Origin of the sequence: Pantoea dispersa, assembly GCF_019890955.1 — a bacterium.
Classification (GTDB): Bacteria; Pseudomonadota; Gammaproteobacteria; order Enterobacterales; family Enterobacteriaceae; genus Pantoea; species Pantoea dispersa.
Window position 1 is genome coordinate 1558503 of record NZ_CP082346.1, and the last position, 19068, is coordinate 1577570.

General features: G+C 59.0%; 16 protein-coding genes. 8 read left to right on the top strand and 8 right to left on the bottom strand.

All coding sequences use genetic code 11. The features are described 5' to 3' along the window. Positions 1-558, bottom strand: coding sequence for an HTH-type transcriptional regulator PuuR (puuR, locus tag K7H94_RS07100; RefSeq protein WP_058757319.1), 558 nt, complete (start codon positions 556-558; stop codon positions 1-3). Continuing rightward, the gene (gene puuD, locus K7H94_RS07105) at positions 555-1319 is read right to left on the bottom strand and encodes a gamma-glutamyl-gamma-aminobutyrate hydrolase (RefSeq protein ID WP_021509363.1); all 765 of its coding nucleotides are present in this window, start codon (positions 1317-1319) and stop codon (positions 555-557) included. The genes puuR and puuD overlap by 4 nt, the downstream gene beginning before the upstream one ends. A gap of 211 nt (positions 1320-1530) precedes the next feature. On the opposite strand from puuD, the gene K7H94_RS07110 reads away from it, so the two are divergent. Further along, positions 1531-2946 carry a glutamine synthetase family protein gene (locus K7H94_RS07110; protein ID WP_021509364.1) on the top strand — a complete coding sequence of 472 codons (1416 nt, stop codon included), beginning with the start codon at positions 1531-1533 and terminating at the stop codon, positions 2944-2946. 366 nt (positions 2947-3312) lie between these two features. Continuing rightward, complete coding sequence (locus K7H94_RS07115; protein WP_058757322.1) at positions 3313-4671, top strand: APC family permease; 1359 nt, start codon at positions 3313-3315, stop codon at positions 4669-4671. Positions 4672-5032: 361 nt separating this feature from the next. Here the strand turns inward: K7H94_RS07115 and sbcB are convergent, their stop codons facing one another. Further along, complete coding sequence (gene sbcB / locus K7H94_RS07120; protein WP_222951872.1) at positions 5033-6454, bottom strand: exodeoxyribonuclease I; 1422 nt, start codon at positions 6452-6454, stop codon at positions 5033-5035. Between the two features lie 202 nt (positions 6455-6656). Here sbcB and dacD point away from each other — a divergent pair, with 202 nt between their 5' ends. The 3 genes from dacD (at position 6657) to tmaR (ending at position 9536) form a co-directional block, all read left to right on the top strand. Then, a complete protein-coding gene (dacD, locus tag K7H94_RS07125) occupies positions 6657-7823 on the top strand; it encodes a serine-type D-Ala-D-Ala carboxypeptidase DacD (RefSeq protein ID WP_031280074.1) in 1167 nt (388 codons plus the stop codon). 162 nt (positions 7824-7985) lie between these two features. Beyond that, positions 7986-9044, top strand: coding sequence for an FUSC family protein (locus K7H94_RS07130; RefSeq protein ID WP_021509368.1), 1059 nt, complete (start codon positions 7986-7988; stop codon positions 9042-9044). A gap of 171 nt (positions 9045-9215) precedes the next feature. Next, complete coding sequence (gene tmaR / locus K7H94_RS07135; RefSeq protein WP_021509369.1) at positions 9216-9536, top strand: PTS system regulator TmaR; 321 nt, start codon at positions 9216-9218, stop codon at positions 9534-9536. Positions 9537-9579: 43 nt separating this feature from the next. Here the strand turns inward: tmaR and K7H94_RS07140 are convergent, their stop codons facing one another. Then, positions 9580-10647 carry a LacI family DNA-binding transcriptional regulator gene (locus K7H94_RS07140; RefSeq protein WP_222951873.1) on the bottom strand — a complete coding sequence of 356 codons (1068 nt, stop codon included), beginning with the start codon at positions 10645-10647 and terminating at the stop codon, positions 9580-9582. 99 nt (positions 10648-10746) lie between these two features. Between K7H94_RS07140 and K7H94_RS07145 the strand changes: the two genes are divergently transcribed. Beyond that, the gene (locus tag K7H94_RS07145; RefSeq protein WP_058757325.1) at positions 10747-11517 is read left to right on the top strand and encodes a YdcF family protein; all 771 of its coding nucleotides are present in this window, start codon (positions 10747-10749) and stop codon (positions 11515-11517) included. 216 nt (positions 11518-11733) lie between these two features. Here K7H94_RS07145 and K7H94_RS07150 read toward each other — a convergent pair whose 3' ends face one another. Continuing rightward, positions 11734-12645, bottom strand: coding sequence for a ketopantoate reductase family protein (locus K7H94_RS07150; RefSeq protein ID WP_222951874.1), 912 nt, complete (start codon positions 12643-12645; stop codon positions 11734-11736). 211 nt (positions 12646-12856) lie between these two features. Between K7H94_RS07150 and fusA the strand changes: the two genes are divergently transcribed. Further along, positions 12857-14956, top strand: coding sequence for an elongation factor G (gene fusA, locus K7H94_RS07155; RefSeq protein WP_222951875.1), 2100 nt, complete (start codon positions 12857-12859; stop codon positions 14954-14956). 39 nt (positions 14957-14995) lie between these two features. On the opposite strand, the gene K7H94_RS07160 is transcribed toward fusA, so the two are convergent. Both K7H94_RS07160 and K7H94_RS07165 read right to left on the bottom strand, forming a co-directional pair. After that, complete coding sequence (locus K7H94_RS07160) at positions 14996-15781, bottom strand: phosphate/phosphite/phosphonate ABC transporter substrate-binding protein (RefSeq protein WP_245001405.1); 786 nt, start codon at positions 15779-15781, stop codon at positions 14996-14998. Beyond that, positions 15678-16745, bottom strand: coding sequence for a fatty acid desaturase (locus tag K7H94_RS07165; RefSeq protein WP_222951876.1), 1068 nt, complete (start codon positions 16743-16745; stop codon positions 15678-15680). Before K7H94_RS07165 ends, K7H94_RS07160 begins: the two co-directional genes overlap by 104 nt. A gap of 217 nt (positions 16746-16962) precedes the next feature. Between K7H94_RS07165 and K7H94_RS07170 the strand changes: the two genes are divergently transcribed. Next, complete coding sequence (locus K7H94_RS07170; RefSeq protein ID WP_058757329.1) at positions 16963-17985, top strand: LLM class flavin-dependent oxidoreductase; 1023 nt, start codon at positions 16963-16965, stop codon at positions 17983-17985. Between the two features lie 249 nt (positions 17986-18234). On the opposite strand, the gene K7H94_RS07175 is transcribed toward K7H94_RS07170, so the two are convergent. Further along, positions 18235-19062 (bottom strand): glycosyltransferase family 8 protein, encoded by an 828-nt coding sequence (locus tag K7H94_RS07175; RefSeq protein ID WP_141495246.1) that lies wholly within the window; start codon positions 19060-19062, stop codon positions 18235-18237. Positions 19063-19068 lie beyond the last annotated feature (6 nt).

The window sequence follows — 19068 nt, forward strand, 5'->3', positions numbered from 1 at the left end:
TCAGAAATTGGCGGGCGTATGCGCGCTGACAATGCGACACGGCTGATCTGACGTATTGGTAAAACTGTGCGGCAAACCGGTATCAATCACGTAGCTTTCGCCGCGGTTAAGGTGATAACTCTGACCGTTCACCACCAGGGTGATTTCCCCTTCCAGCACCGTGCCGGTCTCTTCCCCCGGATGGCGCAGCTTTTCACCGGTGCTGGCCCCCGGCTCGTAGCGCTCCAGCAGCATGGCCAGCGCACGCTTCGCCGCACCGTTATCAATCAGCTGTAAAGAAACACCGAGGCTGCCGATCTCAACGCAATCATCCGGGCGTACGATGATGCGCGGCGTGGCATTCTCTTTCGGCTCCGAGAAAAACTCCGACAGCGACAGCCCATACACTTTGAGTAGCTTTTGTAACGTGCTGACTGCCGGGCTGACTTTATCCTGCTCAATGGTGCTGATAGCGCTGTGTGTTAAACCTGACAACTCAGCGACGCGACGCTGAGACAATCCCAACTCCTGCCGGATTTGCGATAAGCGTCGTCCGGGCGCCAGAGTGGCATCATTCATGGCTGCTTTTCCTTGTGATAACGTGCTGCGGCGTGGATAAAGGCCTCGAATAAACGGCGCGAGACCGGATCGCGATCGGATTGCCACTCCGGATGCCATTGCACCGCCAGCGCAAACGGATGCTGGCGCAGGCTGACGGCTTCGATCAGGCCATCCGGTGCGCGGGCTTCAATGCGTAACTGCGGGCCAGGCTCGCGGATGCCCTGGCCGTGCAGCGAATTGACCGCGAACGCTGCAGCGCTGCCCAGCAGCTGGCTCAGCAGGCCATCGGGTTCGGGCTGCACCAGATGCGCCGGCGCGTACTGCTGCTCCAGCGGCTGGCTGTCATCTTCGCGGTGCTCCTGAAACAGGTGCGTCTGATGCAGCTGGCGATGCAGCGCGCCGCCGTTGGCGACCACCAGCTCCTGCAAACCGCGGCAGATGCCCAGCATCGGCATTTTTTTCCCGCTGGCGTGGGTGATAAGCGCAAAGGACAAGCGGTCACGCGACGGATCGGCATGCGCCTCATGACCCTCTTCACCGTAATGCCAGGGTTCAATATTGCTTGGGCTGCCGGTGAGCAAAATGCCGTCCAGCAGCGTCATACTGTTTTCTAATAGCTGCGGCGCGTGCATCAGCTGATGCGGTAAAGGCAGCGGCACGCCACCAGCCAGCACCACGGCGTCGAGGTATTTGTTATGCACGGTCTGCCCAACGTGGTTGCCGATGGGGTTCTGGCACATCACTACGCCAATCAAAGGCTTGTCAAAAATAATGCCCATTACTTCTCCACGCTGCTGTTCAATATTTCCGCCGGTTTTGCGCGCTAAGTAGAAAAAGTGTGCAATATATTGTCAATCTAGCAACCGTCTGGTTGTTCTTCAAACAGAATTGTTACATTTGCACACCATTTGCGTTAGAGCTATGTTAGAGGTGTGGCTGTTATTTTGAGCATGTGCAAACCATCTTAAACGGTATAGGGCGGGTGGGAAGATGACGAACCTCGTGGAAGTAGAAGACTTCACGCGACACAGTGAAGAAAAACGAACCAGCGCGTTCCAGCTGGAGGTGAAAACCTGGCTGGAACGCCATCCGGAAACGCAGTATGTCGATATTCTGTTAAACGATCTCAACGGGGTATTTCGCGGTAAACGCATTCCCGTCTCCGCGTTAGCTAAGCTGGAAAAAGGGTGTTACTTTCCGGCCTCGGTTTTCGCCATGGACATTCTCGGCAACACCGTCGAGGAAGCCGGCCTCGGACAGGCGCTCGGCGAACCTGATAACCTCTGCATACCGGTCCCCGGGACCTTAATTCCTTCCGCCTCTGACCCGCAACGTATCGCCCAGCTGCTGCTGACCATGTGCGACCAAGATGGCACTCCCTTTGACGTTGAACCCCGAAACGTGCTGAACCGGCTGTGGCAACAGCTGCGCAATCGCGGTTTGTTTCCGGTGGTAGCGGTAGAGCTGGAGTTCTATCTGGTGGACAAAAAGCGCGATGCCGAAGGCTATATTCAGCCGCCGTGTGCGCCGGGTAGTGAAGAGCGCAACATGCAGAGTCAGGTGTATTCGCTGGATAATCTCGACCATTTCGCCGACGTACTGCGCGATATTGACGCGCTGGCGAAACTGCAGAATATCCCCGCCGACGGCGCGCTGGCGGAAGCCTCGCCGGGCCAGTTCGAAATCAACCTGCACCATACGCGCGATATCCTCAAAGCCTGTGACGACGCCATTCTGCTGAAGCGGCTGGTGCGTCAGGTGGCAGAAAACCACGGCATGACCGCCACGTTTATGGCCAAGCCGTATGAGGAGTATGCGGGCAGCGGTATGCACGTACACATCAGCATGCTGGATGCCGCCGACCACAACGCCTTTGCGCTGGATGATGGCAGCGATTCGCCGCTGCTGAAGCGGGCGCTGGCTGGCATGATCGATCTGATGCCGGCATCAATGGCGCTGCTGGCACCTAACGTCAACGCGTTTCGTCGCTTCCTGCCGGAGGCGTTTGTGCCGCTGCAGGCGTCATGGGGACATAATAACCGCACGGTGGCGCTGCGCATTCCCTGCGGCGATGTAGAAAACCATCGCGTCGAGTACCGTGTGGCGGGCGCCGATGCCAATCCGTATCTGGTGGTGTCAGCAATTATTGCCGGTATCTTGCACGGTCTGGATAATCAGCTACCCTTACCGCATCCGGTGAAGGGCAATGGCCACGAGGCGGAAGGGCTGGAACTGCCGATTCGCCAGAGCGATGCGCTGTATGAGTTTGAAAACAGCTATCCGCTGCAAAAGCTGCTTGGCGAGCGTTTCAGCGGCGTGTGGCACAGCTGCAAACAGTATGAACTGCGCGAGTTTGAACGGCTGATCACCGCCACGGAAATTGACTGGATGTTAAAGAACGCCTGACCGGCAGAAGAATTGATCCAACATCTTGTGTCGATGGCCTAAGTTGGGGCAAAATACGCGCCCTGCAAAAGACAAAACATAACCGACGCTTATTACGTCGGTTATTTTTTTGCATGGTGCTTTCACTACATGAACGAGGCCGGACACGCATCCGGATAGATAGACACTGAAACACGCTTGTGCGTGAGATTTGAGGAACAAAGATGGGACTGTTTACAATTGCACCAGCGCAGGCTGGTTCTCGCTTCCGTGATGATTATGGCGCGGCGACAATCGCAAACACTAATATCACTTCTCACTGCAGCACATTGCGCAGTATCCCTGTGGTACAACTGAACTCAGTTGTTGCTGTAGGGGGCCTGAACAATGTCGCTTAATACCTCTGCCGCACCACAGCGTGCACATCTGAAAAAATCTCTGACTCTGATCCCGGTCGTCATGATGGGCCTGGCGTATATGCAGCCAATGACCCTGTTTGATACCTTCGGCATCGTGTCAGGCCTCACCGACGGTCACGTCGCCACCGCTTATGCTTTCGCGCTGATCGCGATACTGTTTACTGCCGTGAGCTACGGCAAGCTGGTACGCCGCTTCCCATCTGCGGGCTCCGCTTACACCTATGCTCAGAAGGCTATCAGTCCGCACGTCGGCTTTATGGTGGGCTGGTCATCACTGCTGGACTATCTGTTCATGCCGATGATCAACATCCTGCTGGCGAAAAGCTACTTTGAGTCGCTGGTGCCGGGCATTCCGTCGTGGATTTTCGTGGTGCTGCTGGTGGCGTTTATGACCATCTCCAACCTGCGTGGGATCAAAACCGTGGCCAACTTCAACAGCGTCATTGTGGTGCTGCAGGTTGTGGTGATGGCAGTGATCACCGGTATGGTGGTGTATGGTGTGGCACACGGTATTGGCGCCGGTACGCTGACCAGTACTAAGCCGTTCTGGTCTGAAAATGCGCAAGTGGTACCGATGATTACCGGTGCGACCATTCTGTGCTTCTCGTTCCTTGGCTTTGACGGTATCAGCTCGCTGTCGGAAGAGACCAAAGATGCCGAGCGCACCATTCCACGCGCGATTTTCCTGACCGCGCTGATTGGTGGGGTGATCTTTATTGGCGTCTCGTACTTCCTGCAGCTGTACTTCCCGGATATCTCGCGTTTCCAGAATCCGGACTCTTCACAGCCGGAAATCATGCTGTTCGTGGCGGGTAAAGCGCTGCAGATCGGCATTCTGATTTTCTCGGTGGTGACGGTGCTGGCCAGCGGCATGGCGGCACACGCCGGCGTTTCGCGTCTGATGTACGTGATGGGCCGTGACGGCGTGTTCCCGCAGCGTTTCTTTGGCTTCGTGCATCCGAAATTCCGCACGCCGTCGCTGAACGTGCTGCTGGTTGGTGCGGTAGCGCTGCTGGCGATCAACTTCGACCTGGTCACCGCAACGGCGCTGATTAACTTCGGTGCGCTGGTGGCGTTCACCTTTGTGAACCTGTCGGTGATTGCCCAGTTCTGGATTCGTGAGAAGCGTAACAAGACGCTGAAAGACCACCTCAACTATCTGGTGCTGCCCATTATGGGTGCGCTGACGGTGGGTGCGCTGTGGATCAACCTGGAAGAGACCTCGATGGTGCTCGGCCTGGTGTGGGCGGCGATTGGTATTGTTTACCTGGCGTTTGTGACCCGCACGTTCCGCAATCCGGTACCGCAGTTTAGCGAAGAGGTGTAAGGCTTTTCCCTCACCCTAACCCTCTCCCGCCCGCGGGAGAGGGAACCGCCCGAGCGTGTGTCAGGTATCAGCCTGGTAGCTGCACCAAAACGTACTACTCCTCTCCCCGCAGGAGAGCACCGGGGTGAGGGCACCAGAACGCACTATACTTCTCCCTCTCCCCGTGGGAGAGTGCCAGGGTGAGGGCACCAGCCCGCACTCTACCTCTCCCCGTTGGAGAGTGCCAGGGTGAGGGCACCAGCCCGCACTCTACCTCTCCCCGTTGGAGAGTGCCAGGGTGAGGGCACCAGAACGCACTATGCTTCTTCCTCTCCCCGTGGGAGAGGGCCGGGGTGAGGGCATCAGCCCGCACGAAACCCTGCTACGACACCAGCTCCTGCGCATACAAATACAGCGCTTTCAGCTGCGCCATCTTCTCTGCATCGCCCTCATGCAAACTGGCCAGCGACTCCAGCTCCATCAAAAACGCCTGTACCCGCTCAGCATTAAGCTGCTCGCGGCGGTGCTGCAGCCAGCGCTGCTGCTCTTTATCATCCAGCGTGCCGGGGAAGTTGCGGGCGCGATAGCGGAACAGCAGCTTCGCGATACGTTTATCCTCAAAGGTCAAATCGAGCGCCGGCAGGTTCTGCGGCGGCGTCTGACGCAGGATGTTCATGCCGGCGCGATCGGCGTCGCTGAAGAAGCCGTCATACAGTTGCGCATCGACATCCTCCGACGGTGTGAACGGCTCCGCTTCGGCAAACAGCGTCACCACATTTTCCCGCACTTCGGCATGCTGGCGCAGCAGGGCCAGATTCGCCAGACAGTGCTGACGATCGATACCCAGCCGTTCGGCATCTTCCGGGCGCAATGTATTGGCCGGGGCCAGCACCGGGCACTTATTGATGTGCACCAGCTTGATCGGCACCGCCGGCAAATCGCCCAGATCGCTGTGTCGCGTATACAGCCGCTCGCGCAACTCATCCGGCGACAGCGTCAGCAGCGGCGTCATGTCGCCGGCCAGATCGGCCACGATCAACGCGTTTTTGTTATCCGGATGCCATGCCAGCGGCACAATCCAGCTGGTATTACCGCGCGCTGCGCCGAACATGCCGGAAACGTGCACCAGCGGCTTCATCTGCGGAATATCAATCAGCGTCATCAGTTTCTGCTTGTTGCGATGGGTAAACAGAAACTCAAACAGCTTCGGCTGCTTCTCCCGCACCAGCTTTGCCATCGCCAGCGTGGCGTACACATCGGACATGGCATCGTGCGCCTGTTCGTGTGCCACGCCGTTAGCCTGGGTGAGATGCTCCAGCTTAAAGCTCGGGAAACCGTCGTCGTTCTCCGGCCAGACGATGCCTTCCGGGCGCAGCGCATAACAGGCGCGCATCACGTCGAGCAGATCCCAGCGCGAATTGCCGTTCTGCCAGCTCCAGCCATACGGGTCGATAAAGTTGCGGTAGAAGATATTGCGCGTCACTTCGTCATCGAAGCGCACGTTGTTGTAACCGATCACACAGGTCTGCGGTTCGCTGAACAGCGCGTGAATGCGCTGAGCAAACTCCACTTCCGGCACGCCGCGCGCGTTGGCCACCTGCGGCGTGATACCGGTGATCATTACCGCTTCTGGCTGCGGCAGGTAATCGTCCGCGAGCTGGCAGTAAAACACCTGCGGTTCGCCCACGGCGTTAAAGGCTTTGTCGGTGCGCAGGCCTGCAAATTGCGCCGGACGATCCAGCGACGGGCTTTTGCCGAAGGTTTCATAATCGTGGAACAGAAAAGTGAACTCAGAGGCGGGCACGGCGTTATCCTGGCTATGGAAAATCAACGCACAGAATAGTCGTCAGCCCGGTACAGCACAACCTCGATCGCCATCGCTGCGAGCGGGCGCGCAGCATTTGTCCGCGGTTCATACTTTTTTTCAATTTATTCAGATATCAAAGCGCTATTTGCCGTAAAACGTGCGGCGGTAAATTCATTTATTTGATGTTGAGGAAGAAGTGTTGAAAAGGCGTCTGTTGGTAACTGTATCTGGAATGATTGTTTGGGCATCGCTGGCGCATGCGGATGACAGCATGCCGTTTCCCCTGACGCCGCCGGCCATTGATGCCGCGTCCTGGGTGCTGATGGACGCCACCACCGGGCAGATCCTCACCGCAGGCAACCCGGATGCGGAGCGCAACCCGGCCAGCCTGACCAAACTGATGACCGGTTATGTCGTCGACCGCGCGGTCGATCAGAAGAAAATCACCCGCGACGATGTGGTCACGGTGGGTAAAGACGCGTGGGCCGCCGGCAATCCGGTGTTTAAAGGCTCGTCGCTGATGTTTCTTAAGCCGGGCGATAAAGTCACCGTGCGCGACCTGATGCGCGGCGTGATCATCGATTCCGGCAACGACGCCTGCGTGGCGCTGGCCGACTATGTGGCCGGCAGCCAGGAGAGCTTCGTCAACATGATGAACAGCTACGTGCAGAAACTCGGCCTGACGCACACCCACTTCGAAACCGTGCACGGTCTCGATGCGCCGGGGCAGCACACCACCGCGCGCGATCTGGCGGTGCTGTCGCGCGCCATCATTAACGGTGAGCAGGATTTCTACGCCATGTACAGCGAGAAAACCCTCAGTTTCAACGGCATTACCCAGAACAACCGTAACGGCCTGCTGTGGGATCAGAATCTGCACGTCGACGGCATGAAAACCGGCCACACCGAGAGCGCCGGGTTCAACATCGTTGCCTCGAACATTGTCGGTCGCCATCGTCTGATTGCGGTGATCATGGGCGGGAAAAGTTCAAAGGGACGTGAAGAGCAGGCGCGTAAACTGCTGGTGTGGGGACAGAACAACTTCGACACCGTGCAGCTGTTCCACGCCGGGAAAAAGATCGGCAGCGAAAACGTCTGGTACGGCAACCCGCACAAAGTGGACGTCGGTACCACCGAAGATATCTATCTGTCACTGCCGCGCAGCGAAGTGTCGAACGTGATGGCGAAGTATGTGATCAATCGTAAAGACCTCGAAGCGCCACTCAAAGCCGGCGAGCAGGTGGGCGAAATTCAGGTGCTGGATAAAGACAAGCAGCTGGCCAGCTATCCGCTGTACGCGCTGCAGTCGGTCGATGAAGCAGGCATCATCACGCGCATCAGCGATTACGTGAAACAGAAACTGTAAGCCGTCGGGCGATAAGCAAACGCTGCGTTACATCCTTGTGAGCACTGAGAAAACAAGATGTAGCGCAGTTGTATTATTGCGCAAAAAGTTGCGCCAGCCCCTCAATGTTCGTGCTGCGCCAGGGTAACATAGCGCGCAAATTTTTATCGCACCCGGACCACCATGTTACGCGCTGATAAGCCCATCTCTCCGATTGAGTTCTGGTTTTACCGCCACTACCGCGCCGTGCACGGCGTACGCATCGCTATCGCCTTTGTGCTGTGCTTCCTGTTTGTCCGTCTGACCGATATTCCGGAAGGCACCTGGCCGCTGATCACGCTGGTGGTGGTGATGGGACCGATCTCCACCTGGGGCAATGTTTTGCCGCGCGTGGTGCAGCGTATCAGCGGTACCTTTGCCGGGCTGATATCAGGGCTGATCGCGCTGAAGCTGGAGCTGCTGTCACTGCCGCTGATGCTGGTGTGGTGCTTTATCGTGATGATCGTCTGCGGCTATCTGACGCTGGGCAAACACCCGTATATGGCGCTGCTGATCGGCATCACGCTCGGCGTGGTGGTCGGCGCGCCGGCCGGCGATTTCACCGTGGCGCTGTGGCGCGGCGGCGATGTGATCCTCGGCTCGCTGATGGCTTTACTGTTTAGCGCCATCTGGGCGCAGCGCGCCTATACTCACTGGCGCATTCAGCTGTCGGACGCCTTTATCAACATGGCGAAGATTCATCACGCTGGCTTTTCTGCCAATCTGGTGGAGAAGCCGCGCCTCAATCCGCGCTTCCAGAAGCTGCTCACCAGCGTGATCAAAATGCGCGCGCTGCTGGAGCCGGCGAGCAAAGAGACGCGCATCCCTAAATCGGTGTTTGAAGCCATTCAGACCATTAACCGTAATATGGTTAACACCATGCAGATGCAGATTGAAGCCTGGTGGGCGTCGCGCGAAAGCCATCTGATTTTGCTTAACGCGCCAACGCTGCGCCGCACGCAGCAGATGACCGAGAACACCCTGAACGCGCTGGCGGCGCTGATGGTGAAAGGCGAGACCGAACAGGTGATTGCCAACAGCCACGAGCTGGAAGCCATCACCCAGGAGCTGGAAGCGCTGATCGCCAACGGCAGCGCGCGGCTGGAGACCACCGCGATTTACGGTTACGTCTGGCTGAGTCTGGAGCAGGCGCGTCAGCTGGAGCGCATGACAGACCTAGTGCGTCTGGCGTTGCGCAAATAGTTTTCTCAGGCAATGACTTAGTGCGAATTGCCCTTTCTTTGCGCTAAGATAAGTGCCAGTCCGAATTTAGCGGTGAAAATTGCGAACCCGGCTTATAAGCCGCTAAGCTAAATGTCTTCCCGGTTTATGACTATTTTGCCTGCCGCGGCAGGCCACAAGAAAGGTGCCAACATGGAAAATGCCAAGCAATCATTTCAGGACGTACTGGAGTTTGTGCGTATGTTTCGTCGTAAAAACAAACTGCAGCGCGAAATTACGGACAACGAAAAGAAAATCCGTGATAACCAGAAACGTGTGTTGCTGCTGGACAACCTGAGCGAGTACATCAAACCTGGTATGAGCGTGGAAGCGATTCAGGAAATCATCGCCAGCATGCGCGTGGATTATGAAGATCGCGTAGATGAGTACATCATCAAAAACGCCGATCTGTCGAAAGAGCGTCGCGAGCTGTCGAAAAAGCTCAAAGCGATGGGCGAACCGAAAGGGCAGTAAGCTTCACGGGCTCGATAGCCGCGTTTTGCTCCAGGGTCGCCCTTTACGGCGACCTTTTTAATGCCCGCGCCAGCTGCTGTAACTGATGCGCAATTTCCGCCACATCCACCTGCTGCTGCAACGGCGCCGCCGTGGTGGCGCGCAGGACCAGCTCGGTCTCCAGCGGCTGACCGTCCGGCATCTCTCCCTCCAGCTGCGCCAGCAGACGATCGACGCTCACCGTGCCTAACTGCTGTAAATCCTGGCGCACCGTGGTCAGCGGTGGCTGATACCACGCGCTCTCCGCCGTATCGTCGTAACCGATGATCGACATCTCCGCCGGAATTCGTACGCCATGCTGATGCAGCGCGCGCATCGCCCCCAGCGCCATTTGGTCGTTAGCCACCAGCAGCGCCTGCGGCAGCTGGTCGGGCAGCAGTGTCAGCAGCGCCTGGTAGCCGGACGCTGCGCTCCAGTCGCCGCTCAGTACGCAGTCCGGCACCAGCTGATGACGCGCCAGCGCCTGTTGCCAGGCGCTAAATCGCGCCCGCGCTGACGCGGAGCTGGCAGGCCCGTTCAGCACGCCAATCTGCCGGTGGCCGAGCGCCACCAGATGATCCACCGCCTGCTGCGCACCGCTGGTGCTCCGGTACTGACACTGCGCCACGGCAGCGCTGCGCTCCACATCCAGAAACAGCGTCGGTTTGCTGCCGCACTGCTGCTGAATCTGCGCTGCCTGCGCGGCATCCAGCGGCAGGTTGATCAGCAGAGCATCGACGCGCTGCGCCAGCAGTTCATGCACCGTGTCCTGCGCGTGGCTGGTGGCATTGGCCATGGCGATCACCAGATGATAGCCCTGCGCCGCCGCGCGCTGCTGAATCGCCGAAGCAATCTGCGCTGGCGCCATCAGCGCCAGATCGCTGGTCGCCAGCCCGAGCGTGCGCGTGGCCTTGCCGGCCAGCTGCTGCGCGACCCGGTTTGGCACGTAGCTGAGCTGCTGCATCGCGGCTTCCACCCGCGCGCGGGTGCGGGGTGACACCTGCGCGGAATGGTTCAGCACCCGGGAAACCGTTTGATAGGAGACGCCAGCCAGCCGGGCGACATCGTCAAGCGTTACGGAACGCGCTGTCATTGATCCCTCCTGATGAGAATGCGGCGAGTGTAGCAAATTTTTCCCTGCCGTCGCGGTATTAAGGCGTTACACTGCCAGTGATAACGCAAGGAGAAAGTGATGCAGCTCAATGACCATCAAATTCAGGATATCAACACCATTGCCGCCTGGCTGGCGCTCGATCAGCTGCCAAAGGACGGTACGCTGGAGGTCGATTTAGCCATACTTGCCGGACATGCGGTGCTGCCAAACGTCGAAGCGGTGATTGCGCTGGCGAAGAAATATCAGCTGCCGTTGCTGATCAGCGGCGGCATCGGTCACTCAACCGCGCTGCTGGCCGCGATGATTGCCAGCCATCCGCTCTATCGCCAGATCGACACCGCCGGCAAGGGCGAAGCACAGCTGCTGGGCGAGATGGCGCGTGTGTTCGCTGAGCTGCCTGACGATCAGCTGCTGCTGGAAACCGCCTCGCGCAACTGTGGCGAAAACGCCGCCTTAAGCCAGCGCCTGCTGGATGAGCAGCAGTGGCAGCCGCAGCGCGTGCTGCTGGTGCAGGATCCGTTGATGCAGCGCCGCAGCTGGGAAACCTTCCGCTGGCAGTGGCGCGATCGCGAGCATGCGCCGGAATTCATCAGCTGGCCGGTGTTTGTGCCGCAGGTGATGATGGATGCGGGCATGCTGCGCATCGTTGGCGCGCCGCCGCAGGGGTTGTGGTCAGTGGAGCGTTTTCTGTCGCTGCTGATGGGCGAGGTGCAGCGCCTGCGTGACGACGCCAGCGGCTACGGCCCGAACGGCAAGGGGTTCTTCGGGCACGTTGATGTACCCGACGCGGTCGAAGCAGCCTGGCAGCGCCTGATGCAGCTGCCCGGCGTGCAGTCGCGGTTGGGTTGAGCCGTCACCAAAAGCATATGTGATTGAGTAAAGAGAATATTCTGCCTTATCCGTAGCGGCGCTATTTATTGCGCAACCGGCCGCGGTGCGGAAATGCACATTGCGCGATAAATCGCGCCGCTACGGTTTGTGCGACTGGCTGGTGCCGCAATGACATGTCGCACAAATAACAGGGTGCGCATTCATGCGCACCAGGCACGCCACGCACCGGACCGATCACCGCGTCTGCAAATACACCTGCAAATTCACATACACCGCGTTCAGCAGCGGCATCGCCACCGCATGGCGCGCGCCGCGCACCAGCAAATCGCCGATGATCTGATCGGCTTCGATATCGTAGCCCTGGGTTAAATCGCGGTACATGGATGAGGTCATCGCCGCATCAGGATTGTTCAGCGTCTCATAAATCTTCGCCGTCACGGCCGGGCGCTGCTGATAGCCATCGGCTGTGATCACCGCCAGCACCTCGGCGAAAATGCCCTGTAGCAGCGCTTCACCACCGGCTGAACGCAGGATGTGCTGCGTATTGCCGCGCGCCAGACAGCACACGGCACCCAGCGTGCTCAGCAGCAGCCACTTCTCCCACAGCTCACTGATAATGTTATCGGCGAACACGCTATCAAACTGCGCATCACGCAGTGCGGCATCCACGCGCTGCAGACGGGCATCGTTGTTGCCGTCCAGCGCGCCGTAGTAAAGCACGTGCAGCGGCGAGAGCTGCATCACTTCGCCGTGCTCGCCCAGCGTGGCGTGAATCTTACACAGCCCGCCAATCACCTTGTCACCGAAACGTGCGCGCAGCGTATCAATATGACGCATACCATTGAGGATCGGCATGATCAGCGTCTGCGCGCCAACCGCCGGGGCGATGTCTTCCATCGCCTGTTCCAGCGCAAAGCTTTTCACCGTCAGGATAATCAGATCGTAATCACCGGTCAGCGTCGAGGCCAGCGCCAGCTGCGGCTGCAGCACCGTGCTGCCCTCCGGCGTTTGCAGCACCAGTCCGGTCTGTTGCAGCTGCTGCTGGCGGCGCTCGCGCACCAGAAAGGTCACATCACGGCCGGCCTGCGCCAGGCGCGCGCCAAAGTACCCGCCGGTGGCACCGGCTCCCACAATCAGAATACGCATGGACTGTTTTCCCGTTAAGCATGAAAGCCTTACCTTAAAGCGCTGCGCGTCACTGCGCCACACCGCAAATGCGGAAAACCGTGACAATCTCAGCGATGAGCAAAAAAAGCTCAAACTGTTCGTATTCATTCGTACAATGGGTTTATGCTGGGGCACAGCGGCGGGCAATGGTGCCTGCCGGTTTTTTTCGTCGACAGACTAAGGACGCATCATGCCCCGACCCCTCCCCATCGAACGTTATCGCAACATCGGCATCTCCGCGCACATCGATGCCGGTAAAACCACCACCACTGAGCGCATCCTGTTTTACACCGGAATGAGCCACAAGCTGGGTGAAGTGCACGATGGCGCGGCAACCACCGACTGGATGGCGCAGGAGCAGGAGCGCGGCATTACCATCACCTCGGCGGCGGTCAGCTGCTACTGGCCGGGCATGGACGGCAGTTTTACGCCGCACCGTATCAACATCATTGATACTCCCGGACACGTTGACTTCACCATTGAAGTGGAGCGCTCAATGCGCGTGCTGGATGGCGCCGTGATGGTGTACGACGCGGTCGGTGGTGTTCAGCCGCAGTCAGAAACCGTGTGGCGGCAGGCGAATAAATACCACGTGCCGCGCATTGCGTTCGTCAACAAGATGGACCGCCAGGGCGCGGACTTTTTCCGCGTGGTGCAGATGATGAAAGATCGCCTGCAGGCGCATCCGGTGCCGATTGTCATTCCCATCGGCGCTGAAGAGCAGTTCAGCGGGGTCATCGATCTCAACAAAATGCGCGCTATCTACTGGGACGACGCCAGCCAGGGCATGAGCTTTAGCTATGCGCCGATTCCGGACGCGCTGCAGGCGCAGGCGACGGAGTGGCGGGAAAACATGGTGGCAGCAGCGGCAGAAGCCAGCGAAGCGCTGATGGACCGCTATCTGGAGCAGGGCGATCTCAGTGAAGACGAGGTGATTGCCGGGCTGCGGCAGCGCACGCTGGCGGGCGAAATCCAGCCGATGCTGTGCGGCAGCGCGTTTAAAAACAAAGGGGTGCAGCGCATGCTCGATGCGGTCATCGAACTGATGCCTTCACCGCTCGACGTGCCGCCGGTCGCCGGCATCAACGAGCGCGGCGAACACGACGAACGCCATGCTGACGATGAGGAACCTTTCTCGGCGCTGGCGTTCAAGCTGATGAGCGATCCTTACGTCGGTCAGCTGACCTTTGTGCGCGTCTATTCTGGCGTGCTGCGCAAGGGTGACAGCGTGTGGAACGCGGTGAAAGGGCGTAAAGAGCGCATTGGCCGCATCGTGCAGATGCAGGCTAACGATCGCATCGAGATTGATGAGATCCGCGCCGGCGATATTGCCGCCTGCGTCGGGCTGAAAGAGGTCACCACCGGCGAAACGCTGTGCGATCCTAATGCGGTAATCACGCTGGAGCGCATGGAGTTTCCCGATCCGGTGATTTCGCTGTCGATTGAGCCAAAGACCAAAGGCGATCAGGAAAAAATGGGGCTGGCGCTGCAGCGGCTGGCGGCAGAGGATCCGTCGTTCCGGCTGCACACCGATGAGGAGTCCGGTCAGACCATCATCTCCGGCATGGGTGAACTGCATCTGGAGATCATCGTCGACCGTCTGAAACGCGAGTTTGGCGTGGAAGCCAATATTGGCCGGCCGCAGGTAACCTACCGCGAAACCATCCGCAAAACGGTGCGCGAGGTGGAAGGGAAATTTGTGCGTCAGTCGGGCGGCAAGGGCCAGTATGGTCACGTGGTGCTGACGCTCGAGCCGCAGGCGGCCGGAAGCGGTTTCGCCTTTGAAGACGCGACCAAAGGCGGCGTGGTGCCGCGCGAATTCATTCCTTCGGTGGAGAAGGGCATTCGCGAAGCGCTCAACAGCGGCGTGCTGGCCGGTTATCCGGTGGTCGACATCAAAGCCACGCTGACGTTTGGCTCTTATCACGACGTTGACTCGTCGGAGATGGCGTTCCGCATGGCGGCAATCTTTGGCTTCAAAGCGGCAGCGAAACAGGCCGATCCGGTGATACTTGAGCCGGTGATGCAGGTAGAAGTGGAGACGCCGGAAGAGTATGCCGGCGGCGTGATGGGCGATTTGTCATCCCGGCGCGGCACGCTGCAGGGCATGGACGAGCGTTTCGGCGCGCGCATTATCCGTGCTGAAGTGCCGCTGGCCGAGATGTTTGGCTACGCCACCACGCTACGCTCAATGTCGCAGGGCCGCGCCACGTACAGCATGGAGTTTGCCCACTACGCCGAAGCACCGCGTAACGTCGCAGAGGCGATTATCGCTGCTCGCGCTCAGTAAGCCCGCTGGCGGCAGGGATGCCGCCGGTTAGTGCTTTATTTACAGCGCCGTCACGCCCAGCGCGGCGGCGTCATCTTCCCAGCGTTTAACCTCGTCAAACCAGTCGCGCTGCGGCACAGAAAAGCCCGCCAGCAGGTTGGCCTTCATCACATCCTTGTAGTCCTCCACATTGGCCAGCTCAAACAGCGTGCTGCGCAGCTTTTCCAGCAGCAGACTGTCGGTTTTCGCTGAGGTTATCAGCGGCAGCGCGGCACACAGCGGGGTTTCGCCGATGATGGCTAAGCCCTGCAGCTCCTGCGGCCGGTATTTGCGCAGCAGCGCCCAGGTGATGCAATCAATCGCGGCGAGGTCGGCCTGTCCGGCGCGCAGCGCGGCCAGCGACTGGCGGTGGCTGCCGCTGAACCGGGTAGTGGCGAAGAATTTGCCGTCCTGGGCCAGCGGCGCGACCACGTAGCGCAGCGAATTGTATCCGGAGTGTGAGTCATTGCTGTTGCACACTGCGCGACGGTCGCGGAAATCGGCGAGGCTCAGGTTCTCATCTTCCTGCCGCGCCACCAGCCAGCTGCGATAGCGCAGATCATGGCAGCCAGGCGCATTGGACTGAAACGTGCCCACCAGTTGCACGTCAGGCAATAGCGCGACCAGCGGATAGCCGCAGGTCTGACTCAGCAGCAGATTGTCATCACGCCAGTGTGGCAGCAGGTCGTCGTGCCACTGCACCTCAGCCTGCACGCCGCGCTTCGCCAGCAGCCGCGTCAGCACTGAGGTCATGGCCAGCGTGCTCGGGTGGTCGATGTCGTACATCGGTAAAGAGATGATGTGCATTCTGTGCGTCCTTGTGGTGTCCCGGGTGGGCGTTAACGTCGATCGGCTGACGCCAGAAGCGCTTCATCCATTCGCCGTAACCGGCAACGCGAAAACCCTGATTACGCTGATAGTAGCCGTCGCGGTAGAGCAAATAGACTTTGCGCAGACCGTACCAGGGTAAACCGGGCAGATCGTGATGTACAGAATGATAGTTGAGATTCAGGAACATCAGGCGCCACGGCCAGGCCGCTTCGTTATTTACCGAGCGCGCCAGCGGCGCCTCATCGGCACGATGTTCGTAAAATGAGCGCACCTTGGTCAACATCAGCGCCGGATAGCTCACCGCCAGCACCAGCCACAGCGGGGAAAAGCCGTGCAGGCTGAGCCAGTAAAACAGCCCGGCCAGCAGTAGCAGATGCACCAGCCACATCATCATCGCCGGCACGTCGCGCTGCACCACGCTTTGCGTCAGCGCGCGCAGCGTGGCGAGGATATCCAGCAGCGGTCCCAGCAGCAGACGTCCCGGAAAGGTGTTGCGCAGATGTATAACGCGCTGTTGCCAGGGTTTGAGCCGAGCCCAGTGCGCCGGCGACAGATAATAGGTTTCCGGATCATCATGCGGATCGGTCAGGGTGTGGTTGCGGTGATGTGCCAGGTGCGAATCCCGGTAGAGACCATACGGATACCACACCGCCAGCGGCAGCATGCCAAACAGCTGATTAAGGCGCGGCAGGCGCGTCGGATGGCCATGAATCAGTTCATGCTGCAGCGACAAATACCAGGTGGTGAACAGGATCAGCAGCAGCGTGGCGAGGGGCAGGCCCAGCGTTTGCCAGTACAGCACGCTGGCGAACCAGCCGCTATAAACGGTAATGATTAACAGCCAGGTCGGCAATTCGCTGCGCCATAGCCAGCTGCGCGCCAGCTGGTGCACCACTTCGCGCTGTTGGGTACTGAGGTAGGCGGAGGTTCCTTTGACCATGTTCATGAATTCAGTCAGCGAGACGGGAAAAGATGCGCTCAAGATGCGCGATACGCGTGATAAACACAAAGACGGAAAATTGCTTTGTTATGCAAAAAAGTTGAAGAAGCGCGCGAAAACTATTGGCTATCAGTCCTCTTCGCACAGGCGTAACCTTACCTCATCGAATTCTGATTGATGACGCCGGCGCCGTTCTGGCCCGCGAGGAGCATTTAGCATGAAAAAAATTGGCTTTTTATCTTTCGGTCACTGGACCCCGTCACCACACTCGGCCACCCGTTCGGCGCAGGATGTGCTGCTGCAGTCGATTGACCTGGCGGTCGCCGCCGAAGAACTGGGGGCCGACGGTGCCTATTTCCGCGTACACCACTTTGCCCGCCAGCTGAGTTCACCGTTTCCGCTGCTGGCGGCGGTCGGTGCCAAAACCAGCCGCATCGAGATTGGTACCGGTGTAATCGACATGCGTTACGAAAATCCGCTGTATATGGCGGAAGACGCCGGGGCAGCGGACCTGATCGCCAACGGCCGTTTGCAGCTCGGCCTGAGCCGTGGCTCGCCGGAGCAGGTGATTGAAGGCTACCGCTACTTTGGCTTCAATCCGCGCGAAGGGGAAACCGATGCGGATATGGGACGTCGTCACACCGAAGAGCTGCTGGAAGTGCTGCGTGGCGAAGGGTTCGCCAAACCCAATCCGCAGCCGATGTTCCCGAATCCACCGGGACTACTGCGCCTCGAGCCATATTCCGAAGGCCTGCGCGAGCGTATCTGGTGGGGTTCCGGCTCGAACGCCACATCGATCTGGGCAGCGCAGCTGGGGATGAATTTGCAGAGTTCGACGCTGAAGGATGACGAGACCGGCGAACCGTTCCATGTGCAGCAGGCGAAGCAGATTCGCGCCTATAAAGAAGCCTGGCAGGCGGCAGGGCATCAGCGTGCGCCGCGCGTGTCGGTCAGCCGCAGTATTTTTGCCCTGATGAACGACACCGACCGCGCTTACTTCGGTCGCGGCGGACAGGAGCAGGATTCCGTCGGGTTCCTCGATGAGAAAACCCGCGCCATCTTTGGGCGTAGCTATGCTGCAGAGCCGGAGCAGCTGGTCAAACAGCTGGCACAGGATGAAGCGATTGCGGAAGCCGATACCCTGTTACTGACCATCCCTAATCAGCTTGGCGTGGATTATTGTGCGCACGTGATCGACAGCATTCTGACCCACGTCGCGCCAGAGCTCGGCTGGCGTTAAGCCACAGTGCGCAGGGAAGCGCACAATTATTGCGCGATAAATCGCGCCGCTACCAGGGTGCGCATAAATGCGCACCCTGGGAAATGCGGCAAGGTCTTTTGACGCGTATCAGATTCTGCAGGGTCGCTATTGATGGCGACAATGCGTCCTTCACGAACGCATCCAGACCTTGTAACCCGCATTCAACCCTGTAGGGTCGCCATTTATGGCGACCAACCATTGCCCGATAAATCGCGCCGCGACCAGCCATTAATCCGCGCCCAGCTCCCACCACAGCTTATCCAGCGCGTAATAACGGTCGCGCTGCGCCTCTGGCTGGTTCAGGTCGCGCTTCCACGGTTTGGCGAGAATGTAGTGCAGATTCTTCACCTCATCGTCATGCCATAAGCCGGCATGCTGGAACGGCAGGGTTTTTAGCGCGTTATAAATGTACGGCAGCGGCAGCCAGCGCCCGGCAAACACTTCATTGAGCAAATCCTGTTCGGAGAACGGATAGCGGCGCAGGTCGTCAATCTCAGTCACTTTCTGCTGCAGCCAGTCGAAAACCGCCTGATCCGGCTGCAGCACCAGAAAACCGCCGTTGAGATAGTTATCAAGATCGGCGGGCGAGGTCTCACCGCGCGCCTGCCAGGTGTAGTGACAATGCTCCGGCTGCCAGCTGTCGGGATAGCTGGCGATTTGATTCGGGTTGCAGCGGCAGGCATGACAGGCCGCCAGCGCATGCTTGCCGAGGTCAAGCGTAAACAGCTCATCCATGTTGCGCAGCACCAGCATATCGGCATCAAGAAACACCACGCGCTCGCAGCCGGTCAGCTCCCAGGCGCGCAGCTTGCTCCACACTTCACCAAACTGTGCCGAGGCATAATGCTGCTCCAGCGCGGCGTCCGGCATCAGCGGCTGGACCGGATGGATCACGCAGCCCAGCGCCTGTAATGCTTCGCGCATGCTCAGGTCGATGGCATCGGTGACCATCACAATCAGCGGCCAGCGCGTTTCGCTGCGTTTGAGTGAGCGATGCAGCGCTTTCACCCCGACATAATATTCCGGCTGCGTTAACAGCGTTACCCAGGCGTACATAAATTC